The 23,225-nt window shown below is 59.6% G+C and carries 21 protein-coding genes; 17 read left to right on the top strand and 4 right to left on the bottom strand.

Annotated features, from left to right (window positions below):
• Positions 1-14 precede the first annotated feature (14 nt).
• Positions 15-263: a sulfurtransferase TusA gene (gene tusA, locus JQ848_RS08240; RefSeq protein WP_202210461.1), complete on the bottom strand. Its 249-nt coding sequence runs from the start codon at positions 261-263 to the stop codon at positions 15-17.
• Between the two features lie 14 nt (positions 264-277).
• Positions 278-1,354 (bottom strand): 23S rRNA (cytidine(2498)-2'-O)-methyltransferase RlmM, encoded by a 1,077-nt coding sequence (rlmM, locus tag JQ848_RS08235; protein ID WP_003447232.1) that lies wholly within the window; start codon positions 1,352-1,354, stop codon positions 278-280.
• Between the two features lie 215 nt (positions 1,355-1,569).
• On the opposite strand from rlmM, the gene acnA reads away from it, so the two are divergent.
• The 3 genes from acnA (at position 1,570) to JQ848_RS08220 (ending at position 6,959) form a co-directional block, all read left to right on the top strand.
• Positions 1,570-4,311, top strand: coding sequence for an aconitate hydratase AcnA (acnA, locus tag JQ848_RS08230; protein ID WP_202210460.1), 2,742 nt, complete (start codon positions 1,570-1,572; stop codon positions 4,309-4,311).
• Positions 4,312-4,493: 182 nt separating this feature from the next.
• Complete coding sequence (locus JQ848_RS08225; protein ID WP_003447228.1) at positions 4,494-5,285, top strand: CPBP family intramembrane glutamic endopeptidase; 792 nt, start codon at positions 4,494-4,496, stop codon at positions 5,283-5,285.
• Positions 5,286-5,393: 108 nt separating this feature from the next.
• On the top strand, positions 5,394-6,959 hold the full coding sequence (locus JQ848_RS08220) for a methyl-accepting chemotaxis protein (protein ID WP_010656156.1): 1,566 nt from the start codon (positions 5,394-5,396) through the stop codon (positions 6,957-6,959).
• Between the two features lie 75 nt (positions 6,960-7,034).
• Here the strand turns inward: JQ848_RS08220 and JQ848_RS08215 are convergent, their stop codons facing one another.
• Positions 7,035-7,739 carry an alpha/beta family hydrolase gene (locus JQ848_RS08215; RefSeq protein ID WP_202210459.1) on the bottom strand — a complete coding sequence of 235 codons (705 nt, stop codon included), beginning with the start codon at positions 7,737-7,739 and terminating at the stop codon, positions 7,035-7,037.
• Positions 7,740-7,812: 73 nt separating this feature from the next.
• Between JQ848_RS08215 and ccoN (JQ848_RS08210) the strand changes: the two genes are divergently transcribed.
• The 14 genes from ccoN (JQ848_RS08210) (at position 7,813) to hemN (ending at position 22,865) form a co-directional block, all read left to right on the top strand.
• Positions 7,813-9,237 carry a cytochrome-c oxidase, cbb3-type subunit I gene (gene ccoN / locus JQ848_RS08210; protein ID WP_003447222.1) on the top strand — a complete coding sequence of 475 codons (1,425 nt, stop codon included), beginning with the start codon at positions 7,813-7,815 and terminating at the stop codon, positions 9,235-9,237.
• 10 nt (positions 9,238-9,247) lie between these two features.
• Positions 9,248-9,856 (top strand): cytochrome-c oxidase, cbb3-type subunit II, encoded by a 609-nt coding sequence (gene ccoO / locus JQ848_RS08205; RefSeq protein ID WP_003447220.1) that lies wholly within the window; start codon positions 9,248-9,250, stop codon positions 9,854-9,856.
• 12 nt (positions 9,857-9,868) lie between these two features.
• The gene (locus JQ848_RS08200; protein ID WP_003447218.1) at positions 9,869-10,060 is read left to right on the top strand and encodes a cbb3-type cytochrome oxidase subunit 3; all 192 of its coding nucleotides are present in this window, start codon (positions 9,869-9,871) and stop codon (positions 10,058-10,060) included.
• Entirely contained in the window at positions 10,057-10,995 is a 939-nt protein-coding gene (ccoP, locus tag JQ848_RS08195; RefSeq protein ID WP_202210458.1) for a cytochrome-c oxidase, cbb3-type subunit III, read from the top strand. The genes JQ848_RS08200 and ccoP (JQ848_RS08195) overlap by 4 nt, the downstream gene beginning before the upstream one ends.
• A gap of 480 nt (positions 10,996-11,475) precedes the next feature.
• Complete coding sequence (gene ccoN / locus JQ848_RS08190) at positions 11,476-12,918, top strand: cytochrome-c oxidase, cbb3-type subunit I (protein WP_003447214.1); 1,443 nt, start codon at positions 11,476-11,478, stop codon at positions 12,916-12,918.
• Entirely contained in the window at positions 12,918-13,526 is a 609-nt protein-coding gene (ccoO, locus tag JQ848_RS08185) for a cytochrome-c oxidase, cbb3-type subunit II (RefSeq protein ID WP_003447211.1), read from the top strand. Before ccoN (JQ848_RS08190) ends, ccoO (JQ848_RS08185) begins: the two co-directional genes overlap by 1 nt.
• 5 nt (positions 13,527-13,531) lie before the next feature.
• Complete coding sequence (locus JQ848_RS08180; protein ID WP_003447209.1) at positions 13,532-13,723, top strand: CcoQ/FixQ family Cbb3-type cytochrome c oxidase assembly chaperone; 192 nt, start codon at positions 13,532-13,534, stop codon at positions 13,721-13,723.
• Entirely contained in the window at positions 13,720-14,697 is a 978-nt protein-coding gene (ccoP, locus tag JQ848_RS08175; RefSeq protein WP_003447207.1) for a cytochrome-c oxidase, cbb3-type subunit III, read from the top strand. The genes JQ848_RS08180 and ccoP (JQ848_RS08175) overlap by 4 nt, the downstream gene beginning before the upstream one ends.
• Before the next feature lie 316 nt (positions 14,698-15,013).
• The gene (ccoG, locus tag JQ848_RS08170; protein WP_010656158.1) at positions 15,014-16,429 is read left to right on the top strand and encodes a cytochrome c oxidase accessory protein CcoG; all 1,416 of its coding nucleotides are present in this window, start codon (positions 15,014-15,016) and stop codon (positions 16,427-16,429) included.
• Positions 16,430-16,445: 16 nt separating this feature from the next.
• Positions 16,446-16,988 carry a FixH family protein gene (locus JQ848_RS08165; RefSeq protein WP_003447203.1) on the top strand — a complete coding sequence of 181 codons (543 nt, stop codon included), beginning with the start codon at positions 16,446-16,448 and terminating at the stop codon, positions 16,986-16,988.
• A gap of 92 nt (positions 16,989-17,080) precedes the next feature.
• Positions 17,081-19,531 carry a heavy metal translocating P-type ATPase gene (locus JQ848_RS08160; protein ID WP_202210457.1) on the top strand — a complete coding sequence of 817 codons (2,451 nt, stop codon included), beginning with the start codon at positions 17,081-17,083 and terminating at the stop codon, positions 19,529-19,531.
• A 20-nt stretch (positions 19,532-19,551) separates the two neighbouring features.
• Positions 19,552-19,782 (top strand): cbb3-type cytochrome oxidase assembly protein CcoS, encoded by a 231-nt coding sequence (ccoS, locus tag JQ848_RS08155; protein ID WP_003447199.1) that lies wholly within the window; start codon positions 19,552-19,554, stop codon positions 19,780-19,782.
• A complete protein-coding gene (locus JQ848_RS08150; RefSeq protein ID WP_003447197.1) occupies positions 19,775-20,458 on the top strand; it encodes a sulfite exporter TauE/SafE family protein in 684 nt (227 codons plus the stop codon). The genes ccoS and JQ848_RS08150 overlap by 8 nt, the downstream gene beginning before the upstream one ends.
• A 1,024-nt stretch (positions 20,459-21,482) precedes the next feature.
• On the top strand, positions 21,483-22,865 hold the full coding sequence (gene hemN, locus JQ848_RS08145) for an oxygen-independent coproporphyrinogen III oxidase (RefSeq protein ID WP_003447195.1): 1,383 nt from the start codon (positions 21,483-21,485) through the stop codon (positions 22,863-22,865).
• A gap of 29 nt (positions 22,866-22,894) precedes the next feature.
• On the opposite strand, the gene JQ848_RS08140 is transcribed toward hemN, so the two are convergent.
• Positions 22,895-23,209, bottom strand: coding sequence for a hypothetical protein (locus tag JQ848_RS08140; RefSeq protein ID WP_372238781.1), 315 nt, complete (start codon positions 23,207-23,209; stop codon positions 22,895-22,897).
• Positions 23,210-23,225: the final 16 nt, after the last annotated feature.

Below are 23,225 nucleotides of genomic sequence, written 5' to 3'. Positions count from 1 at the left end.
CTGCAGGATCTTGCTCAGGCCTGCTTCTTGCGAATCCAGTACAGGTACTTGCCCGCCTCTTCCTGCTGCCCTACCAGTTCGTGGTCGAGAAACACGCAGAACTTGGAGATGTCGCGCCGGGTCGAGGGATCGGTGGCGATGACTTTCAGCAAACCGCCCGGTACCAGGTCACGAATGTGCTGGTGCAGCATCATCACCGGTTCCGGACAGTTAAGGCCGGTAGCGTCCAGAGTGCCGTCAACCGGCAAATCAGCAAAACTCATCAGTTACTCCTGAATCAACGGGATTTGGTTTTTTTCACGTCCAGTCGACGCAAATGGCAGGTCACTTCTTCGCGGTCGTGGTACAGCTGCTTACAGCCGATTTCGACCTGGATACCGCGTTCCTTGAAACCGTCAGCAATGCGATCAAGCAAACGCCGCACTTCGGCATAACGCTGCTTCATCGGCAACTTCAAGTTGACCACCGCTTCGCGGCAATGACCTTCGCCGATCCACTCTTCGAGCATCGCCGCATTACGCGCAGGCTTTTCCACGATGTCGCAGACCATCCAGTCCACCGGCTGCCTGGGCTTGAAGGTGAACCCATCCGCCATCAAGTGCTGCACCAGTCCGGTGTCCATCAGGCTTTCTGCCATCGGGCCGTTGTCGATGGCGGTGACGATCATGCCGCGATTGACCAACTGCCAGGTCCAGCCGCCGGGCGCTGCGCCAAGGTCAACCCCGGTCATGTCACTGTGCAGGCGCTCATCCCACTGGTCGCGGGGGATGAAGTGGTGCCAGGCTTCTTCCAGCTTGAGGGTCGAACGGCTAGGCGCTTCACGGGGAAATTTCAACCGCGGGATGCCCATGGGCCACATGGCACAGTTGTTCGACTCGGCCAGACCAAGGAACAGTTCGCGTCCACTTTTAACGGTCAACAGCAGCCGCGGCTTCTGCTCATCGTCCTCCACCAGCTTGCCGGCCTTGATCAGGGCTTTGCGCAGGTGAGCATCGAACTTCTTGCAGAAGTTGGACAGCTCTTTGCCGTCATTGGTATCGACCATTTCCAGCCACAGGCTGCCACAGACCGGAAAGTCGGCCATGTGCCCGAGAATCACGCTGATGCGGTCGGTTTCCGGCAGTTCGATAAAACCGCCCCGGGCCCATTGACGCGGGAAAATCAGTTCGGCAAAACGCAAACCGCGCATCAGGCGTTCGGCGCCGCCTTCTTCGGTACAGACAAATTCGGCACAGGCACTGCTCGGCTTGGCCTTGGCATAACCAGAGACATTGAGGCGGGCAGCATGCTCGGCGATTTCGGAGCAGACTTCTCCCTCAAAACCGGGCCGGCAGTGCATAAAAACGGTGTTCATTGAATTACTCCTGGGCAGCAGGCGGGAATTGGCCGGCTGCGCATCCTTGATTTGGAGCAAGGACTGTCACGAAAAGGCCAGCATGATAACTGAGTTCGGAACCTTGAACCCTTATAGACAGTCCAGTTATTAGCCAGATCAATGATTCAGGGCTACGTTAGAAGCTCTGTTCGTTCCACACGATCCGTACCGTGCGGATCAAAAGGAGTCATTTCATGTCCTCCCTTGATAGCCTGAACACCCTCGCCACACTAAAAGTCGACGATAAGACTTATCACTATTTCAGCCTGCCGCTTGCCGCCAAGTCACTGGGGGATTTAAGCCAGCTGCCCATGTCGCTCAAAGTGCTGCTGGAGAACCTGCTGCGCTGGGAAGACGGCAAGACCGTCACCGAACCGGATCTCAAGGCACTGGCCGCCTGGCTCAAGGCGCGGCGCAGCGACCGGGAAATCCAGTACCGCCCGGCCCGGGTGTTGATGCAGGACTTTACCGGCGTGCCGGCGGTGGTCGACCTGGCCGCCATGCGTGCGGCGATGGCCAGGGCCGGAGGCGATCCACAGCGAATCAATCCGCTGTCCCCGGTAGATCTGGTGATTGACCACTCGGTAATGGTCGACAAATTTGCCAGCCCCAGTGCCTTTGAACAAAACGTTGATATTGAGATGGAGCGCAACGGCGAACGTTATGCGTTCCTGCGCTGGGGCCAGGATGCCTTCGACAATTTCAGCGTGGTACCGCCCGGCACCGGGATTTGCCATCAGGTGAACCTGGAGTACCTGGGACGGACAGTCTGGACCAAGGACGAAGACGGCCGCACTTATGCGTTCCCGGACACCCTGGTCGGCACCGACTCCCACACCACCATGATCAATGGCCTGGGTGTACTGGGCTGGGGCGTGGGCGGGATTGAAGCCGAAGCCGCGATGCTCGGCCAGCCGGTTTCGATGCTGATCCCGGAAGTGGTGGGTTTCAAACTCAGCGGCAAACTCAAAGAAGGCATCACCGCCACCGACCTGGTGCTGACGGTGACGCAAATGCTGCGCAGCAAGGGGGTTGTCGGCAAGTTCGTCGAGTTTTTCGGCGATGGACTGGCGGATCTGCCCCTGGCTGACCGCGCCACCATTGCCAACATGGCACCGGAATATGGCGCCACCTGCGGGTTTTTCCCGGTCGATCAAATCACCCTGGACTATCTACGCCTGTCCGGGCGCCCCGAGGCCGCCGTGAAACTGGTCGAGGCCTACTGCAAAGCCCAGGGACTGTGGCGCTTGCCAGGCCAAGAGCCGGTCTTCAGCGAAACCCTGGCACTCGACATGGGCAGCGTCGAAGCCAGCCTGGCCGGGCCAAAGCGCCCCCAAGACCGGGTTTCGCTGCCCAATGTCAGCCAGGCTTTTGACGAGTTTATGAGCCTGCAATTCAAACCGGCCAATAAAGAAGAAGGCCGCCTTGAAAGTGAAGGCGGTGGTGGCGTGGCCGTGGGCAATGCCGACTTGATCGGTGAAGTGGACTACAGCGTTGAAGGTCAGACCTATCGCCTGAAAAACGGCGCGGTGGTGATCGCGGCCATTACCTCCTGCACCAACACCTCCAACCCGAGTGTGATGATGGCTGCCGGGCTGGTGGCCAAAAAAGCCGTTGAAAAAGGCCTGAAAAGCCAGCCGTGGGTGAAAACTTCCCTGGCGCCCGGCTCCAAGGTGGTGACTGACTACTACAAGGCCGCAGGCCTGACCCAGTACCTCGACCAGTTGGGCTTCGCCCTGGTGGGTTATGGCTGCACCACCTGCATAGGCAACTCCGGGCCGTTGCCCGAGCCGATCGAAAAAGCCATCACCCAGTCTGACCTGACCGTGGCTTCGGTGTTGTCGGGCAACCGCAACTTTGAAGGACGCGTGCATCCTCTGGTGAAAACCAACTGGCTGGCCTCGCCACCGCTGGTGGTCGCCTACGCACTGGCCGGCAGCGTGCGTATTGATATCAGCACTCAACCGCTGGGCACCGGTAAAGACGGCAAACCGGTATACCTGCGTGATATCTGGCCGAGCCAGAAAGAAATCGCCGATGCCGTGGCACAGGTGACTACCGCCATGTTCCACAAGGAATACGCCGAGGTGTTTGCCGGTGACGAACAATGGCAGGCCATTGAGGTGCCACAGGCCGCAACCTATGTCTGGCAGAAAGATTCGACTTACATCCAGCATCCCCCTTTCTTCGATGACATCGACGGCCCGCTACCGGTGATCAAGGACGTCAAGGGTGCCCGGGTGCTGGCGTTGCTTGGCGACTCGGTCACCACCGACCACATCTCCCCTGCCGGCAATATCAAGGCGGACAGCCCGGCCGGACGCTATCTGCGCGAGAAAGGCGTCGAGCCCCGGGACTTCAACTCCTATGGTTCGCGGCGCGGTAACCATGAAGTGATGATGCGCGGCACCTTTGCCAACATCCGCATTCGCAACGAAATGCTCGGCGGCGAAGAAGGTGGCAATACGATCTTCATCCCGAGCGGCGAAAAGCTGCCAATCTATGATGCGGCGATGCGTTATCAGGCAGCAGGGACACCACTGGTGGTGATTGCCGGCCAGGAATACGGCACCGGTTCCAGTCGCGACTGGGCGGCCAAAGGCACCAACCTGCTGGGGGTCAAAGCGGTGATTGCCGAGAGTTTTGAACGCATCCACCGCTCGAACCTGGTGGGCATGGGCGTGCTGCCGCTGCAATTCAAACTGGACCAGAATCGCAGGAACCTGAAACTCACCGGCAAGGAAACCCTGGATATCCTGGGGCTGACGGATGCCGAACTGCAGCCAAGGATGAACCTGACGCTGGTCATCACCCGCGAGGATGGTCAACAGGAAAAAATCGAAGTGCTGTGCCGCATAGACACCCTGAATGAGGTGGAATACTTCAAGGCAGGCGGGATCCTGCACTATGTATTGCGCCAGTTGATTGCCTCCTGAAACGCTCTGGCTACCTCTGGCCGGTCCCGTAGAAAAGCTCGCTCCTGCAGGTGGGGTTGTGTCAGTGAGATCGTATACCGCGACATAGGTTAACCTTGTGCAGGAGCGAGCTTGTCTCGCGATGTATCCTCAGCGCCCCGATCTGCATTCGGGGCGTTTTTTTAACAATTACAAGGATTTTCATGATTGCTCTGCCATGGCCTTATCTGGCATTTCTGAGCCTGGGCTACTGCCTGGCCTTGAGTTACGGCCAATTGACCGCCCAGGCCCTTATCCCGTTGTTTGCCTTGATCCTGGCCGGGCTCGCAGCCCGTCAGCAGCGCCAGCAATGGCTGCGTTATGCCGGTCACGGGCTGTTTGTATTGCTCGCCCTGGCGCTGGCCCTGCACTGGTTACCCGGTTTCCATAATGGCCGCGCCATCAACCCTGAGCGACTGACACCGGACGCCGTGCCCTTCTCGCTGTACCTCAATCTGGACAAGCCGCTGATCGGTTTCTGGCTATTGCTGGTGTGCCCCTGGATTGCGCCACGCTTCGGCTGGCGGGTTTCGTTTGCCGCCACGTTGATGGCCCTGACCCTGGTGGCGATTGCGGCTCTGGGCGGCGCCATGCTGCTGGGCATGATTACCTGGGCCCCCAAATGGCCAGCCTCTGGCTGGATATGGGTGCTGAACAATTTACTGCTGGTGACCCTGGTGGAAGAAGCCCTGTTTCGCGGCTACATCCAGGGCGGCTTGAGTCGCTGGTTCAAACAACTGCCCCATGGCCAGACTCTGGCCCTGGTCATGGCTGCGCTGCTGTTCGGTCTGGCGCACATGGCCGCCGGCTGGCATTGGGTGCTGCTGTCGGGGATTGCCGGCCTTGGTTATGGCCTGGCCTGGCGCTTCGGCGGGCTGGGTGCGGCAATCGCCACTCACTTCGGGCTGAACCTGCTGCACTTCGTGTTTTTTACCTACCCGATGCGGGCTATCTAGCACACAACGGCTACCGGGGCGTTTCGCCGCACCCGGCAGCCGAAATATAAATTAAACAAATCCCTGGCCATGCCGACAGCCTGTCAAAGTCTTGCGGATAGATATGACATGCGGAATAACCAGCCCATCACCCAACGCGAACGTACGTTCCCCGCTCAGCAACGGTTGATTTCCACCACCGATGCCAAAGGTGTAATCACCTATTGCAACGACGACTTTGTCGAGATCAGCGGGTTTTTGCGTGAAGATCTGATCCGCGCACCACACAACCTCGTGCGCCATCCGGATGTTCCCTCTGCCGTCTTTGAACACATGTGGAGCACCTTGAAAAAAGGCGCGCCGTGGATGGGCATCGTGAAAAACCGTTGCCGCAACGGCGACCATTACTGGGTCAACGCCTACGTGACCCCGGTATTCGAGAATGAGCGCGTGGTGGGCTATGAGTCGGTTCGGGTCAAGCCGAGCGCCGAACAGATCCGCCGTGCCGAAGCCCTGTATTCGCGCCTTAATCGCGGCAAGTCGGCGGTGCCACAGCGCGATAAATGGATCCCCGTGCTGCAGGACTGGCTGCCGTTCATTCTGGTGAGCCAACTGAGTTTCATGATTGGTGCCCTGCTCAATTCCAGTTGGGGCTTTGCCCTGGCGGCCCTGTTGTCGATTCCGCTGGGGTTACTGGGGCTGAGCTGGCAACAGCGCGGGATCAAGCGCTTGCTGCGCCTGGCCGAACAAACCACGTCGGACCCGCTGATTGCGCAGATGTACACCGATAGCCGCGGCCCGCAAGCGCGCCTGGAAATGTCGATTCTGAGTCAGGAAGCACGACTGAAGACCTGCCTGACCCGCCTGCAGGACACCGCCGAGCATTTGAGCGGGCAAGCCCGTCAATCCGATGAGCTGGCACACAAAAGCTCCAAGGGGCTGGAGCGCCAGCGGGTGGAGACCGAACAAGTGGCTACCGCGGTCAATCAGATGGCAGCCACCACCCAGGAAGTTGCCAGCCACGTACAGCGCACGGCTGACGCCACTCAAGAAGCCAATCGCCTGACCAGCCGCGGTCGCGACATTGCCGGTGAGACCCGCGAAGCCATTGAACGCCTGTCCATCGTGGTCGGCGAAACCGGCGCGACAGTCACTCAGCTGGCCAAGGACAGCGATGAAATCGGCGGCGTGGTTGACGTGATCAAAGGCATTGCCGACCAGACCAACCTGCTGGCCTTGAACGCGGCCATCGAAGCCGCACGTGCCGGTGAAATGGGCCGCGGCTTTGCCGTAGTGGCTGACGAAGTGCGCCAACTGGCACAACGCACCAGCCTGTCGACCGGACAGATTCATGGCCTGATCGCCAAGTTGCAGCAGACTGCGGCCACTGCCGTACAGACCATGAATGCCGGGCATCGTCAGGCTGAAGAAGGCGTGGCCCGGGTACTGGAAGCCGACAAGGCCCTGGTGGGCATCAGTGAAGCGGTGGCCAATATCACCGACATGACCACCCAGATCGCGGCAGCCACCGAGGAACAAAGTGCAGTGGCGGAAGAAATCAGCCGCAACATCAGCACCATTGCCGACCTCGCTGACCAGACCTCAGAGCAGGCCCAGCATTCGGCGCGATTGAGCGAAGAGCTGACCCAGACGGTAAACACCCAGTATTCGCTGGTGGAGCGGTTCAACCGTTAAGCACTGCCCCCCCCTTTAACCTGTAGGAGCGAGCTTGCTCGCGAGCTCTTCGCTGGCATATTGAACAGCTCGCTCCTACAGGGCATCACCGGCCTGGAGCCATTGGGCGATTTTGTCGGCAGCGGCGTCCAGATGCTGTTCATGGCTAAACCCCGATGCCTTGAGCGGCTTCAAGTCGTGATCCCCCGCCACTAACCAGTGCAGTTCAATGCCCGGCGCCAGGGTGTAAGCCTCGACGGCTTGCCGGTTGCCCAGGGCATCACGTTCGCCCTGCACGATCAGGGTGGCTGTCTGTAGCCCGGCCAAGTGCGCCACCCGGGGTTTTTCCGGTTTGCCGGAGGCGTAAAACGGGTAACCCAGACAGACCAGAGCAGCAACCCCCAGCTCATCAGCCACCAGACTGGCCATGCGCCCGCCCATGGACTTGCCGCCAATCGCAATTTGCCCGGCGACATGCTGTCGCACCCCGGCATACACCTCGCGCCAGCATTCGAGCAATTTGACCTGTTGGTTTGGCGGCCTTTTGCCACCATCGAGCCGGCGTTGCGCCATGTACGGGAACTCGAAGCGCAATACGTTCACCCCTCGTGCCGCAAGGCGTTCAGCCATACCGGTCATCCAGGCACTGTCCATCGGAGCACCGGCACCATGGGCCAGGATCAGGGTCTGCGGTTGCGGGTTTTTCACCTCGGCGGTGGCCGGACTCCATAACCAGCCCTGCTCCTGCACGCATTGCGCCCATTGATCCCTGTCAATACCGGCCTTGCCTGCTACGCCCATGCTTGCCTCGCTTTTAGTCTGCCTATAACTCCAGGCGTACCTTTGTATGCGCCTGAACCGTGGATGGGGAACCATGAACACTTCTACAAGTACTGCCTACAACTACAAGGTGGTCCGCCAATTTGCCATTATGACGGTGGTTTGGGGCATCGTCGGTATGGGGCTCGGCGTTTTTCTCGCCGCGCAGCTGGTCTGGCCGGAACTCAACTTCAATTTGCCCTGGACCAGTTTCGGGCGCTTGCGCCCATTGCACACCAACGCGGTGATCTTCGCCTTCGGCGGTTGTGCACTGTTTGCCTCGTCCTTTTACGCAGTGCAACGTACCTGCCAGGCAACACTGTTCGCGCCGAAGATCGCCATGTTTACCTTTTGGGGTTGGCAACTGGTGATTTTGCTGGCTGCCATCAGCTTGCCGCTGGGCTACACCAGCTCCAAGGAATACGCCGAGCTTGAGTGGCCGATCGATATCCTGATCACCATCGTCTGGGTCGCTTATGCCATCGTGTTCTTCGGCACGATCATGAAGCGCAAGACCAAACACATTTACGTGGGCAACTGGTTCTTCGGCGCATTTATCGTGACCGTGGCCATCTTGCACATCGTCAACAACCTGGAAATCCCGGTCAGCTTCACCAAGTCCTACTCGCTGTACGGTGGTGCGACTGACGCCATGGTGCAGTGGTGGTACGGCCATAACGCTGTGGGCTTTTTCCTGACGGCCGGCTTTTTGGGGATGATGTACTACTTCGTGCCGAAACAGGCCGAACGTCCCATCTATTCCTATCGCCTGTCGATCGTGCACTTCTGGGCCCTGATCACCCTTTACATCTGGGCCGGCCCGCACCACTTGCACTACACCGCACTGCCGGACTGGGCCCAGTCACTGGGCATGGTGATGTCCCTGATTCTGCTGGCGCCAAGCTGGGGCGGCATGATCAACGGCATGATGACCCTGTCGGGCGCCTGGCATAAATTGCGCAGCGACCCGATCCTGCGTTTCCTCGTGGTGTCCCTGGCGTTCTACGGCATGTCGACCTTCGAAGGACCGATGATGGCGATCAAGACCGTCAACGCCCTCTCCCACTACACCGACTGGACCATCGGCCACGTACACGCCGGGGCATTGGGCTGGGTGGCGATGATTTCCATCGGCGCGCTGTATCACATGATCCCGAAAATTTTCGGTCGCCCGCAGATGTACAGCATGGGCCTGATTAACGCGCACTTCTGGCTAGCCACTATCGGCACAGTGCTTTACATCGCCTCGATGTGGGTCAACGGCATCGCCCAGGGCCTGATGTGGCGCGCAGTCAACGAAGACGGCACGCTGACCTACTCCTTCGTCGAAACCCTGGTGGCCAGCCATCCGGGCTATGTCGTGCGCCTGATCGGCGGCGCGATTTTCTTCAGCGGCATGTTGCTGATGGCATACAACACTTGGCGCACCGTGCGTAACGCCGAGCCCGCTGAAGTCGTAGCCGCCGCGCAGATGGCCTGAGGAGTTCGCCATGAAACACGAAATCGTTGAAAAAAATATCGGCCTGATGCTGTTGCTGATGATTCTCTGTGTGAGTGTCGGCGGCCTGACGCAAATCGTCCCGCTGTTCTTTGAGGATGTCACCAATACCCCGGTCGAAGGCATGAAGCCTTATACCGCGCTGCAACTGGAAGGTCGTGACATCTACATTCGCGAAGGCTGCGTGCAATGTCACTCGCAGATGATTCGTCCGTTCCGGGCCGAGACCGAGCGCTATGGCCATTACTCGGTCGCCGGTGAGAGTGTCTGGGATCACCCGTTCCTGTGGGGTTCCAAGCGCACCGGGCCGGATCTGGCGCGGGTCGGCGCCCGCTACTCGGATGACTGGCACCGCGCGCATCTGTACAACCCGCGCAACGTCGTACCCGAGTCGAAAATGCCCGCCTACCCGTGGCTGGTCTCCGAACCGGTGGATGACAGCCATACCCAGAAGAAACTCGAAGTGATGCGCACCCTGGGCGTGCCTTACACCGACGAAGACATCGCCAATGCCAGACAGTCGGTACAGGGCAAGACCGAAATGGACGCGCTGGTGGCCTACCTGCAAGTGCTCGGCACTGCCATCAAGAGCAAGAGGTGAGCCATGTTTGACATGAGTAGTGGAATGATCCGCGGCCTGGGCACTGTGGTGGTGGCGGTGGCGTTTATCGGCCTGGCGCTGTGGGTATTCAGCCCGCGGCGCAAGTCGGAGTTCGAAGACGCGACCCTGCTGCCATTCAAAGACGATCCAGAGGCGATCAAACACGTCGAGCAAGAACAAGCGTCTAGGAGTAATAAGCAATGACCACCTTCTGGAGTGTTTATATCTGCGTGCTGACCATTGGCACGCTGATCGGCCTGACCTGGCTGTTGATCAGTACCCGCAAGGGGGAAAGAAAAAGCGAAACCGTCGAGACCATGGGCCACAGTTTTGACGGCATCGAGGAGTACGACAACCCGCTGCCACAATGGTGGTTCATGTTGTTCGTCGGCACGCTGGTGTTTGGTGTGGGCTATTTGATCCTTTACCCGGGCCTTGGCAACTGGAAAGGCCTGCTGCCGGGTTACGAGGATGGCTGGACCGGGGTGAACGAGTGGCAAAAGGAGATGGACAAGGCAGACGCCAGGTTTGGCCCCATTTTCGCCAAATACGCCGCCATGCCGGTTGAGCAAGTGGCCCAGGATCCCCAGGCACTGAAAATGGGCGGTCGTCTGTTTGCCTCCAATTGCTCGGTGTGCCACGGCTCTGATGCCAAGGGCGCCTTCGGCTTCCCCAACCTGGCCGACAACACCTGGCGCTGGGGCGGCGATGCCGACACCATTAAAACCACGATCATGGGCGGACGCATCGCTGCAATGCCGGCCTGGGGCCCGGTACTGGGTGACGAGGGTGTGAAGAACGTTGCCGCCTATGTGCGCCACGATCTGGCCGGCCGGCCTTTGCCCCAGGGCACGACCGTGGATCTGGTGGCTGGCAAGCAAGCCTTCGAAACCACCTGCGTGGCGTGCCACGGTGCCAACGGCAAAGGCATGCCACTGATGGGCGCGCCGGATCTGACGGTGCCAGCGGGCTTTATTTACGGCACCAGCCTGGCGCAATTGCAGCAAACCATTCGCCATGGCCGCCAGGGCCACATGCCGGCGCAGAACGAGTTGCTGGGTAACGACAAGGTGCAATTGCTGGCTGCGTATGTGTTCAGCTTGTCCCATGGTAATCAAGAGGAAAAAACAGCCGAATAATTACCAGACATTTCCTGCCGCATCATTTTGGTGCGGCAGTTCCCGCCTAAAAGCGCGACCAAGTGTCGCACCTCTTTTTAGTCCGCCGTTGCTCTCCCGCCATTCAGGACTAAGCTCAAATTCTCAGTGATCCCGGGGTCACCGGTTTCACGTCAAGTGAATTTAATCGGTAAGTTGAAGGGTGCAGTTACAGGCCACACTGGTGGGTTTACAACGGCTATCGTTGATTGCGATCTTCGCCATCAAGTTGCCATGACTGCCCCCCTCCCGGTTTTGCCCTGCCCGGCCCTTTCATTTTTGCCTTCCACGGGGTGTTTTGTTGGCGGTCGACTTGACCCTACTGCACGCATGGAAAGGCCGCAGAATAAGCGTTGGAACGCATTGACCGAGGTCAAGCCGCGTTGCAATACCCCTACGTTTTATACATACTTGCGACCGATTTTTACTCCTAATAAAACACCAAAACCGTGGAACCTTAGAATGAGCACAGCAATCAGTCCGACTGCTTATAACTATAAGGTAGTCCGCCAGTTCGCCATCATGACGGTGGTCTGGGGGATCCTTGGCATGGGGCTCGGGGTTTTTATCGCGTCACAGCTTGTGTGGCCTGAATTAAACCTTGGTCTTGAGTGGACAACCTTTGGCCGTCTGCGTCCCCTGCATACCAATCTTGTGATTTTTGCCTTCGGTGGCTGTGCATTGTTTGGTACCTCGTACTACGTCGTGCAGCGCACCTGCCAGACACGCCTGATCTCCGACGCCCTGGCTGCCTTCACCTTCTGGGGCTGGCAGGCGGTCATTATCGGCGCGATCATCACGTTGCCGCTGGGCTACACCACAACCAAGGAATACGCAGAGCTGGAATGGCCCCTGGCTATCCTGCTGGCCATCGTCTGGGTGGTCTACGGTATTGTGTTCTTCGGCACCATTACCAAGCGCAAAACCAAGCACATCTATGTAGGTAACTGGTTCTACGGTGCATTCATTGTCGTCACGGCAATGCTGCACATCGTCAACCACGCGTCCCTGCCGGTGAGCTTCTTCAAGTCCTACTCGGCTTACGCCGGTGCGACTGACGCCATGATCCAGTGGTGGTACGGCCACAACGCTGTAGGTTTCTTCCTGACTACAGGCTTCCTGGGCATGATGTACTACTTCGTGCCGAAGCAGGCCGAGCGTCCGATCTACTCGTATCGTCTGTCGATCGTGCATTTCTGGGCCCTGATCACCCTCTACATCTGGGCCGGCCCGCACCACTTGCACTACACCGCTCTGCCGGACTGGGCCCAGTCGCTTGGCATGGCAATGTCGATCATCCTGCTGGCTCCAAGCTGGGGCGGCATGATCAACGGCATGATGACCCTGTCGGGCGCCTGGCATAAATTGCGCACCGACCCGATCCTGCGCTTCCTCGTGGTGTCCCTGGCCTTCTACGGCATGTCGACCTTCGAGGGCCCGATGATGGCAATCAAGACCGTCAACTCGCTGTCGCACTACACCGACTGGACCATCGGCCACGTACACGCCGGGGCACTGGGCTGGGTAGCGATGATTTCGATCGGTGCCATGTACCACATGATCCCGCGCATCTATGGCCAGAAGCAGATGTACAGCACCAGCCTGATCAACACGCACTTCTGGCTGGCGACTATCGGTACCGTGCTTTACATCGCTTCGATGTGGGTCAACGGCATCACCCAGGGCCTGATGTGGCGCGCAATCAACGACGATGGCACCCTGACCTACTCGTTCGTGGAAGCACTGCAAGCCAGCCATCCTGGCTTTATCGTTCGCGCCATCGGCGGGGCTATCTTCGCCAGCGGCATGCTGTTCATGGCCTACAACGTGTTCCGTACCGTACGCGCCTCGAACCCGGTAGAAGCTGAAGCAGCGAGCAAAATCGCTGTAGTTGGAGCCCACTGATGAAGCACGAAACAATCGAGAAGAATATTGGCCTGATGGCCTTCTTCATGGTCATCGCCGTGAGCATCGGTGGTCTGACCCAAATCGTTCCGCTGTTCTTCCAGGACGTGACCAATACCCCGGTTGAAGGCATGAAGCCGCGTACCGCTCTTGAGCTGGAAGGTCGCGACATCTACATCGCCAACGGCTGTGTGCAATGTCACTCGCAGATGATCCGCCCGTTCCGTGCAGAAACAGAGCGTTATGGCCACTACTCGGTAGCCGGCGAAAGCGTCTGGGATCACCCGTTCCTGTGGGGCTCCAAGCGTACCGGGCCGGACCTGGCCCGGGTTGGCGGTCGTTACTCCGATGACTGGCAGCGTGCGCACCTGTACAACCCGCGCAACGTGGTCCCCGAGTCGATCATGCCTGCCTATCCGTTCCTCGTAGAACGCAAGCTGGACGGCAAGGACACGGCGAAAAAAATGGAAGTCTTGCGCGTGCTCGGCGTTCCTTACACCGACGAAGATATCGCCGGGGCCAAGGATGCAGTGAAAGGCAAAACCGAAATGGACGCGCTGGTGGCCTATCTCCAGGGCCTGGGCACCATCATCAAAAGCAAACGGTGATCTAGATGGATATCGGGATGATTCGTGGCCTGGGCACTGTCGTCGTGATGGTGGCTTTTATCGGTTTGGCATTGTGGGTTTTCAGTCCGCGACGCAAGTCGGAGTTTGATGACGCAACCTTATTGCCGTTCAAGGATGATCCCGAAGCCATCAAGCACGTAGAGCAAGAGCAAGCTTCTAGGAGTAACAAAGAATGACTACGTTCTGGAGTCTGTACGTCACAGTCCTCAGTCTGGGTACCATCTTCGCCTTGACCTGGTTGTTGCTGGCCACCCGCAAGGGCCAACGCAGCGAGCAGACTGACGAGACAGTTGGGCACTCTTACGACGGGATTGAAGAGTACGACAACCCGATGCCGAAATGGTGGTTCATGCTGTTCATCGGCACCATCATCTTCGCCCTCGGCTACCTGGTGCTGTACCCGGGCCTGGGTAACTGGAAAGGCCTGCTGCCGGGCTACGAGTACCTGGACACCAAAGAGAAGACCGCGTTTGCCAATGGCCAGACAGGCTGGACCGGTGTTCACGAGTGGGAAAAGGAAATGGCTAAATCGGACGCCAAGTTTGGTCCGATCTTCGCCAAATTCGCCGCCATGCCCATTGAGGAAGTGGCCAAAGACCCGCAAGCACTGAAGATGGGTGGCCGCCTGTTTGCCTCCAACTGCTCGGTGTGCCACGGTTCCGACGCCAAAGGCGCCTATGGCTTCCCTAACCTGACCGACGCCGACTGGCGCTGGGGCGGTACACCGGCAGACATCAAGGCCACCATCATGGGCGGTCGCCACGCCATCATGCCGGGCTGGTCCGAAGTGATCGGCGAGCAAGGCGTCAGCGACGTGGCCGCCTATGTCCTGACCGGCCTGGACGGCCGCAAGCTGCCGGAAGGCGCGAAAGCCGACCCTGCCAAGGGCAAGGAGCTGTTCGCGACCAACTGTGCGGTTTGCCACGGTCCGGAAGGCAAGGGCAACCCGTTGATGGGCGCACCGAACCTGACCCACCCGGGTGCATTCATCTACGGTTCGAGCTTCGCTCAATTGCAACAGACCATCCGTTACGGCCGTCAGGGCCAGATGCCTGCACAGGCCGACCTGCAAGGGAACGACAAGGTTCACCTGCTGGCGGCCTACGTTTACAGTCTGTCCCATGGCGATGACGCCAAGGCAGCCGAGTAAACCAGGGTTGTAACTGCTGCAGAAAACGGCCCCGCCAACCCACGTTGGCGGGGCCGTTTTATTACCGCCGTGCTTTCGCTGGACGCCACCATTGCCCGGTGCGCAATTGCCCTGCACTTGAACCGCGACCCCAAGTCAATTGATCCATGTCACGACTTGTTACATCTCCTATACCAAGTTGGTGCTTTCCGGAACGCGACCAAAGGTCGCACCCTTGAGCTAGAGTCACAGGCGTATCATTACGCCACTGCAACACCTTCTGACCGCGGTCGGCATGTACTGACCGAGGCATTTTCCACTGCCGTGGGACGCACTAATGAGCAATCAGATTCCTGTACACAACGTCACGCCGCCTGCCAAAAAACCTGGTGACAGCGTCGATTTGTATGCCTCCCGGGAAAAGATCTACACCCGGGCCTTTACCGGTATTTTCCGCAACCTGCGCATCGCCGGTGGCGCCGTGCTGTTCCTGCTGTATTTCGGTACGGTATGGCTCAACTGGGGTGGGCACCAGGCCGTCTGGTGGAACCTTCCCGAGCGTAAATTCTTTATTTTTGGCGCCACCTTCTGGCCACAGGATTTCATCCTGCTCTCCGGGCTGCTGATCGTCGCGGCCTTTGGCCTGTTCTTTATTACCGTGTATGCAGGTCGCGTGTGGTGTGGTTACACCTGCCCGCAAAGCGTCTGGACCTGGGTTTTCATGTGGTGCGAGAAGGTCACTGAAGGTGACCGCAACCAGCGCATCAAGCTCGACAAGGCGCCAATGAGCGCCAACAAGTTCCTGCGCAAATTCAGCAAACACAGCCTGTGGCTGCTGATCGGTTTTGTCACCGGCATGACTTTTGTCGGTTACTTCTCGCCGATACGCGAACTGGTATTCGATTTCTTTACCGGCCAGGCTGATGGCTGGGCGTACTTCTGGGTCGGCTTTTTCACCCTCGCCACCTACGGCAACGCCGGCTGGCTGCGCGAGCAGGTGTGCATTTACATGTGCCCGTATGCCCGCTTCCAGAGCGTGATGTTCGACAAGGACACGCTGATCGTTTCGTACGACCCGCGGCGCGGCGAAGTCCGCGGCCCGCGCAAAAAAGACACTGATTACAAGGCCCAAGGCCTGGGTGACTGCATCGATTGCACCATGTGCGTCCAGGTATGCCCGACCGGGATCGACATTCGTGACGGCCTGCAGATTGAATGCATCGGCTGCGCCGCCTGTATCGATGCCTGCGACAGCATCATGGACAAAATGAACTATCCTCGCGGCCTGATCAGCTACACCACCGAGCACAACCTGTCGGGCCAGAAAACCCACAAGTTGCGTCCGCGCCTGCTTGGCTATGCACTGGTGTTGCTGACCATGATGGGTCTGCTGGCAGCTGCGTTCTATACCCGTACCCTGGTGGGGTTCGACGTCAGCAAAGACCGCGTGCTCTACCGCGAAAACGCTGAAGGACGGATCGAAAACGTCTACAGCCTGAAGATCATGAACAAGGATCAGCAAGACCACACCTATGTGCTGGAGGCCACAGGCCTGCCGGACCTGAAGCTGCAAGGCAAACGCGAAATCAGGGTCGCCGCGGGCGATATCGTCAGCCTGCCGGTCGAGCTCTCGATTGCTCCGGAGCAGCTGCCGTCCAGCACCAACGAAGTGTTCTTCATCCTCAAGGATGCCGATCACAACGACATCAGCGTCAAAGCCAAGAGCCGCTTCATCGGCCCACAAATCAGATAAGAGAAGAGAACCTGCCATGCCCGCAGCAAACGCCTCCAGCCCTTGGTACAAGCATCTTTGGCCGTGGATCATCATTGCCATTCTCGCCTGCTCGGTGACGTTGACCCTGTCCATGGTGACCATTGCCGTGAACAACCCGGACAACCTGGTCAACGACAACTACTACGAGGCCGGCAAAGGCATTAACCGCGCACTTGACCGCGAACTGCTGGGCCAGACCCTGCAGCTCAAGGCCAAGCTGCGGCTGGACGAAATGACCGGCGAAGTGGTGCTGCTGCTTGATGGCAACAGCAAGCCGAAGGTACTGGAACTGAATCTGATCTCGCCGACCCAACCCGAGAAAGACCGCAAGATCAGCCTCAGCCAGAGTGAATCAGAGCCGGGCCGTTACATCGGCCAGTTGGATGACAAAATCGAAGGCCGGCGCTTTGTTGAGCTGCTGGGCGTTGAAGACGGCAAAACCTGGCGCCTGTTTGAAGAAGAGCTGGTGGGCCATGACAAAGACCTGCTGCTGGGCGACGAGCCGCTTCAGGGCGCTGAAGTGCACAAGACCAATTAACCCCATTGCGCGCCAGCCCGTTCCCGCACCTGCAGGAGCGGGCCGGAGCGCAATGTCGCAGTTCCGGCGACACCCTCTCGCGAAAGACCGCCATGACCTCTCCCGTTCCCTGCTATCACTGTGCCCTGCCCGTCCCGCCCGGCAGCCGCTTTACTGCCGTTGTTCTGGGCCAGACCCGCGAGTTCTGCTGCCCTGGTTGCCAGGCGGTGGCCGAGGCGATCGTGGCCGGCGGCCTGGAAAGCTATTACCAGCATCGCAGCGAAGCCTCTGCCAACCCCCAGGCATTACCCGTGCAACTGGTGGAAGAGCTGGCTCTGTATGACCGCGCCGATGTGCAAAAACCCTTTGTCCGGCATGAAGGCGAACAGGCCGAAACCACCCTGCTGATCGAAGGCATCAGTTGCGCCGCCTGTGGCTGGCTGATTGAAAAACATCTGCGGCGCCTGCCTGCCGTGAGCGAAGCCCGCCTCAATCTGTCCAACCACCGTTTGCATGTGCGCTGGGCTGACAGCCAGTTGCCGCTGAGTGAAATCCTCAGCGAACTGCGGCACATCGGTTATGCCGCGCACCCGTATCAGGCAGACAGGGCAACGGAACAACTGGCCACTGAAAATCGCCTGGCTTTGCGCCAGCTGGGTGTCGCCGGACTGCTGTGGTTCCAGGCGATGATGGCGACCATGGCCACCTGGCCGGAATTCAACATTGATCTCAGCCCCGAGATGCACACCATCCTGCGCTGGGTTGCACTGTTTCTGACAACACCCATCGTGTTTTACAGCTGCACGCCTTTTTTCAAAGGCGCCATGCGTGATCTGCGCACCCGCCATCTGACCATGGATGTGTCGGTTTCGCTGGCCATCGGCGGCGCCTATATCGCCGGCATCTGGACAGCCATTACCGGAGTCGGCGAGCTGTATTTCGATGCGGTGGGCATGTTCGCCCTGTTTTTGCTGGCCGGGCGCTACCTGGAACGCCGCGCCCGGGAACGCACTGCCGCCGCCACCGCACAACTGGTCAACCTGCTGCCGGCGTCCTGCTTGCGATTGAGTGATGACGGCCAGAGCGAGCGCATTCTGCTGAGCGAACTCAAAGTCGGTGACAAGGTGCTGGTGCACCCCGGCGCGATTCTTCCGGCCGACGGCAAGATCCTGCAAGGCCAGTCCAGCATCGACGAGTCTCTGCTGACCGGCGAATACCTGCCACAGGCACGCCGGGCCGGTGATGCGGTCACTGCCGGCACCCTGAATGTCGAAGGCGCGCTGACCGTCGAGGTTCTGGCCCTGGGCCAGGACACGCGCCTGTCCGCCATCGTGCGTCTACTGGACCGGGCCCAGAGCGAAAAACCGCGCCTGGCCGAGATCGCTGACAAAGCGGCGCAGTGGTTCCTGCTGTTTTCCTTGCTCGCTGCCGTGGCGATTGGCCTGCTGTGGTGGCAACTCGATCCGTCACGGGCGTTCTGGATCGTGCTGGCGATGCTGGTAGCCACCTGCCCTTGCGCCCTGTCACTGGCGACCCCCACCGCGCTCACCGCGGCCACCGGCACTCTGCACAAGCTGGGCCTGTTGCTGACCCGCGGCCATGTGCTCGAAGGGCTGAACCAGATCGACACGGTGATCTTCGACAAGACCGGGACCCTGACCGAAGGCAGGCTGACCTTGCGCGCGATTCGCCCCCTGGGCGAACTGGACAGCGATCAGTGTCTGGCCCTGGCGGCGGCCCTCGAGAACCGCTCGGAACACCCGATCGCCCGCGCGTTCGGCCGCGCTGCACAAGCCGCCGAACAGGTACACAGCACACCAGGCCGGGGCCTTGAAGGCCTGGTGGGTGACCGCCAGTTACGCATCGGCCAGCCGGACTTTGTCTGCGAACTGAGCCTCTGCCCGGTGCCGCCGATGCCGGATGAGCCCGGGCAATGGCTGTTGCTGGGTGATACCTCAGGCGCGCTGGCCTGGCTGGTGCTCGACGACCATCTGCGCGACGACGCTCCCGCGCTACTGGCGGCCTGCAAGGCGCGGGGCTGGCGCACGCTGCTGCTCTCGGGGGACAGCTCGCCGATGGTGGCCAGTGTGGCCGCCGAGCTGGGTATCGATGAGGCCCGGGGCGGCTTGCGCCCGGATGACAAACTGCAGGTCTTGCAGCAGCTGCACGCCCAGGGCCGCAAGGTGTTGATGCTCGGTGACGGGGTCAACGATGTGCCGGTGCTGGCCGCTGCCGATATCAGCGTGGCCATGGGCTCGGCCACTGACCTGGCCAAAACCAGTGCCGATGCAGTATTGCTCTCCAATCGCCTGGATGCCCTGGTGCAAGCCTTCAGCCTGGCCCGCCGCACACGGCGGGTAATCATCGAAAACCTGCTCTGGGCCGGCCTGTACAATGGCCTTATGCTGCCTTTTGCGGCACTGGGCTGGATCACGCCGATCTGGGCTGCCATCGGCATGTCGATCAGCTCGTTGACCGTGGTACTCAATGCCTTGCGCCTGACCCGCATGCCCCGACAGCACCATGCCCGGCCTGCGTCACAACCCCGTCCGCTGCCGATCTGAACCGGTCGCCTGGAGTATTTATGCCAGCGCTTTACATCATGATTCCCGCGGCCTTGCTGATTGTCGCAATCGCCATCTACATCTTCTTCTGGGCAGTGGACAGCGGCCAGTACGATGACCTCGACAGCCCGGCCCACAGCATCCTGTTTGACGACCAGGACCCGAAACATACAGCGGCCGTCGAAGAAGCCAGGCTGCATCACCCGGAGTCGGAGCAGGACACCGACAGCAAGGCCCCACCCCATGTTTGAGCTGGCGCCACTACTGGTTTCGGCCGTGATTCTGGGCCTGCTCGGGGGCGGCCATTGCCTGGGCATGTGCGGCGGCCTGATGGGGGCATTGACCCTGGCCATCCCCAAAGAGCAACGCAGCCGCCGCTTCAGGCTGCTACTGGCCTATAACCTGGGGCGGATCCTCAGTTACGCCGCAGCAGGTTTGCTGCTGGGGCTCGCCGGATGGGCGGTGGCCAACAGTCCGGCGGCGATGTACATGCGCATCCTCGCCGGGTTGCTGCTGATCTGCATGGGCTTGTACCTGGCCGGCTGGTGGAGCGGCCTGACCCGCATCGAAAGCCTGGGACGCGGCCTGTGGCGGCATATCCAGCCCGTTGCCAACCGCTTGCTGCCCGTATCGAGCCTGCCCCGGGCATTGCTGCTGGGCGCGCTGTGGGGCTGGCTGCCATGTGGCCTGGTCTACAGCACGCTGATCTGGTCGGCCAGCCAGGGCAGCGCGATCGACAGTGCACTGCTGATGCTGGCATTCGGGCTTGGTACCTGGCCCGTGCTGCTGGCGACCGGCCTGGCTGCCGAGCGTGTCACGGCACTGCTGCGCAAGCGCAGCGTACGCATGGCCGGGGGCTTGCTGGTGATCCTGTTCGGCATCTGGACCCTGCCCGGCCCCCATCAGCACTGGTTGATGGGGCACTAGCCATTCACTTGTGCGAGCGCTTGCCGGCGATACAGGCAACGCAGCCCAACTGGATGACCTCACCGATACCATCGCCAGCAAGCTGGCTCCCAAAATAGCTTTGCAACCCCCAAGGACACTCTGTGGATGCTGGATGACCTGATTGTGCAACCCCAAGGAACACACTGTGGGAGCTGGCTTGCCAGCGATACAGGCAACGCAGCCCAACTGCTTGACCTCACCGATACCATCGCCAGCAAGCTGGCTCCCACAATAGCTGTGCACCCCCCAAGGACACTCTGTGGGTGCTGGATGACCTGACCTCCCACAATAGCTGTGCAACCCCCAAGGATACTCTGTGGGTGCTGGATGACCTGACCTCCCACAATAGCTGTGCAACCTCAAGGAACACACTGTGGGAGCTGGCTTGCCAGCGATGCAGGCAACCCAGTTCAACTGGGTGACCTCACCGATACCATCGCCAGCAAGCTGGCTCCCACAATAGCTGTGCAACCCCCAAGGACACTCTGTGGGTGCTGGATGACCTGACCTCCCACAGCAGCTGTGCTACCCCAAGGAACACACTGTGGGAGCTGGCTTGCCAGCGATGCAGGCAACGCAGCCCAACTGCATGACCTCACCGACACCATCGCCAGCAAGCTGGCTCCCACAATAGCTATGCAACCGGGAGGGACACTCTGTAGGAGCTGGCTTGCCAGCGATACAAGCAACCCAGTTCAACTGGATGACCTCACCGATACCATCGCCAGCAAGCTGGCTCCCACAATAGCTGTGCACCCCCCAAGGACACTCTGTGGGAGCTGGATGACCTGACCTCCCACAGCAGCTGTGCAACCCCCAAGGACACTCTGTGGGTGCTGGATGACCTGACCTCCCACAGCAGCTGTGCAACCCCAAGGAACACACTGTGGGAGCTGGCTTGCCGGCGATGCAGTACACGCCGCCATTGATACAAATCAAGGCCATCCAAATCCCGAGCCCCTAGACTCCAGCGCATTGCCAACCATCCCAGGGGAATGCCCGCATGCTCGACGCCATTCGTTGGGACTCAGATTTGATTCGCCGCTATGACCTGGCCGGCCCGCGCTATACCTCATATCCGACAGCCATGCAGTTCACTGATCAGGTCAGTACTTTCGATCTGCTGCACGCCCTGCGCGAAAGCCGCAAGGCGTCGCGGCCGTTGTCGCTGTATGTGCATGTGCCGTTCTGCGCCAATATTTGCTACTACTGCGCCTGCAATAAAGTGATTACTAAAGACCGTGGCCGGGCGCAGCCTTATTTGCAGCGACTGGAGCAGGAAATCCGCCAGGTCGCCTGCCACCTCGACCCCAGACAAACCGTCGAACAACTGCACTTTGGCGGAGGAACGCCGACCTTTCTCAGCCACGCCGAATTGCGCCAATTGATGGCCAGCCTGCGCGAAAACTTCACCTTGCTGGACGACGACTCCGGCGATTACGGCATCGAAATCGACCCCCGGGAAGCCGACTGGTCGACCATGGGCCTGCTGCGCGAGCTGGGGTTCAATCGCGTCAGCATTGGCCTGCAAGATCTCGACCCCCAGGTACAGCGAGCGGTCAATCGCCTGCAAAGCCTGGAAGAAACCCGTGCCGTGATCGATGCTGCGCGCACCCTGCAGTTTCGCTCGATCAATATCGACCTGATCTACGGCCTGCCCAAGCAAACCCCCGAAGCCTTCGCACAAACCATCAACGAAGTGATCAGCCTGCAGCCGGATCGTTTGTCGGTGTTCAATTACGCGCACTTGCCAGAGCGCTTCATGCCGCAACGGCGGATCAATACCAGCGATCTGCCCTCGCCTGCCGCCAAACTGGAAATGCTTGAGCGCACCATCGCCCAGCTGACAGCTGCCGGCTATCGCTATATCGGCATGGATCACTTCGCTCTGCCGGACGACGAACTGGCCATCGCCCAGGAAGAAGCCACCCTGCAACGCAACTTCCAGGGTTACACCACCCACGGTCATTGCGACCTGATCGGCCTCGGCGTATCAGCCATCAGTCAGATCGGCGAGCTGTACTGCCAGAATGACAGCGACATCACCCAGTATCAGCGCACCCTGGCCAGCGGCCAGCTCGCCACTGCCCGTGGCCTGCTGTGCAATCAGGATGACCGGATCCGGCGCGAGGTGATTCAACAAATCATCTGCAATTTGAACTTGCCGTTCGCCCACATAGAGCAAGTATTCAATATTGATTTTCGAGGCTACTTTGCCCAGCAGTGGCCTGCCCTGCAGAGAATGGCCGCCGATGGCCTGATCACCCTGGACCATGAGCAATTGACCGTACTGCCCGCCGGGCGGCTGTTGGTGCGCTCGGTGTGCATGGTGTTTGATGGCTACCTGGAACAGGCCAGTCGGCAGCGATTTTCCCGGGTGATATAGGGAGCGCTCGCAACCGGTGATAACGCCCGCTAGCTGGCCATCAGCGAAGAAGCCTTGAGCGCGTCCTCACCGCTCAAGTCTTTCATGGCTTTGACCAGGCTGGCATTGGCATTGAGCAATGCAGCACTCAAACCGGCAATTGCCGCCTGCAAGCCGGCGGCCTGAGCCCTGGCCTGCTCAGGATTCAAATTGCTGTTGGCCATGACTTGCTGCAGTTGAGCCTGCTTTTCAGCTATCTGCTTCTTAATCTCGCGAATCATCTTCAGAATTTTCTGAACCTGATCCGGCAAGCCGCTGCCTTCAATGTCGTCGTTCTGATCTTTCTGCGCTTTTGCCAACTTCATGGCCGCACCTGAAATC

It is taken from the genome of Pseudomonas paraversuta (assembly GCF_904067025.1).
Taxonomy (GTDB): Bacteria; Pseudomonadota; Gammaproteobacteria; order Pseudomonadales; family Pseudomonadaceae; genus Aquipseudomonas; species Aquipseudomonas paraversuta.
This window is presented reverse-complemented; position numbering and strand designations above follow the sequence as displayed.

Coding starts and splice junctions, on each gene's coding strand:
- hemN (WP_003447195.1), top strand. CDS start 21,483: ATGCTCGACGCCATTCGTTGGGACTCAGATTTGATTCGCCGCTATGAC.
- JQ848_RS08225 (WP_003447228.1), top strand. CDS start 4,494: ATGATTGCTCTGCCATGGCCTTATCTGGCATTTCTGAGCCTGGGCTAC.
- JQ848_RS08180 (WP_003447209.1), top strand. CDS start 13,532: ATGGATATCGGGATGATTCGTGGCCTGGGCACTGTCGTCGTGATGGTG.
- ccoO (WP_003447211.1), top strand. CDS start 12,918: ATGAAGCACGAAACAATCGAGAAGAATATTGGCCTGATGGCCTTCTTC.
- tusA (WP_202210461.1), bottom strand. CDS start 263: ATGAGTTTTGCTGATTTGCCGGTTGACGGCACTCTGGACGCTACCGGC.
- ccoP (WP_202210458.1), top strand. CDS start 10,057: ATGACCACCTTCTGGAGTGTTTATATCTGCGTGCTGACCATTGGCACG.
- JQ848_RS08160 (WP_202210457.1), top strand. CDS start 17,081: ATGACCTCTCCCGTTCCCTGCTATCACTGTGCCCTGCCCGTCCCGCCC.
- JQ848_RS08140 (WP_372238781.1), bottom strand. CDS start 23,209: ATGAAGTTGGCAAAAGCGCAGAAAGATCAGAACGACGACATTGAAGGC.
- ccoN (WP_003447214.1), top strand. CDS start 11,476: ATGAGCACAGCAATCAGTCCGACTGCTTATAACTATAAGGTAGTCCGC.
- acnA (WP_202210460.1), top strand. CDS start 1,570: ATGTCCTCCCTTGATAGCCTGAACACCCTCGCCACACTAAAAGTCGAC.
- ccoS (WP_003447199.1), top strand. CDS start 19,552: ATGCCAGCGCTTTACATCATGATTCCCGCGGCCTTGCTGATTGTCGCA.
- JQ848_RS08215 (WP_202210459.1), bottom strand. CDS start 7,739: ATGGGCGTAGCAGGCAAGGCCGGTATTGACAGGGATCAATGGGCGCAA.
- ccoN (WP_003447222.1), top strand. CDS start 7,813: ATGAACACTTCTACAAGTACTGCCTACAACTACAAGGTGGTCCGCCAA.
- ccoO (WP_003447220.1), top strand. CDS start 9,248: ATGAAACACGAAATCGTTGAAAAAAATATCGGCCTGATGCTGTTGCTG.
- rlmM (WP_003447232.1), bottom strand. CDS start 1,354: ATGAACACCGTTTTTATGCACTGCCGGCCCGGTTTTGAGGGAGAAGTC.
- JQ848_RS08150 (WP_003447197.1), top strand. CDS start 19,775: ATGTTTGAGCTGGCGCCACTACTGGTTTCGGCCGTGATTCTGGGCCTG.
- ccoG (WP_010656158.1), top strand. CDS start 15,014: ATGAGCAATCAGATTCCTGTACACAACGTCACGCCGCCTGCCAAAAAA.
- ccoP (WP_003447207.1), top strand. CDS start 13,720: ATGACTACGTTCTGGAGTCTGTACGTCACAGTCCTCAGTCTGGGTACC.
- JQ848_RS08200 (WP_003447218.1), top strand. CDS start 9,869: ATGAGTAGTGGAATGATCCGCGGCCTGGGCACTGTGGTGGTGGCGGTG.
- JQ848_RS08220 (WP_010656156.1), top strand. CDS start 5,394: ATGCGGAATAACCAGCCCATCACCCAACGCGAACGTACGTTCCCCGCT.
- JQ848_RS08165 (WP_003447203.1), top strand. CDS start 16,446: ATGCCCGCAGCAAACGCCTCCAGCCCTTGGTACAAGCATCTTTGGCCG.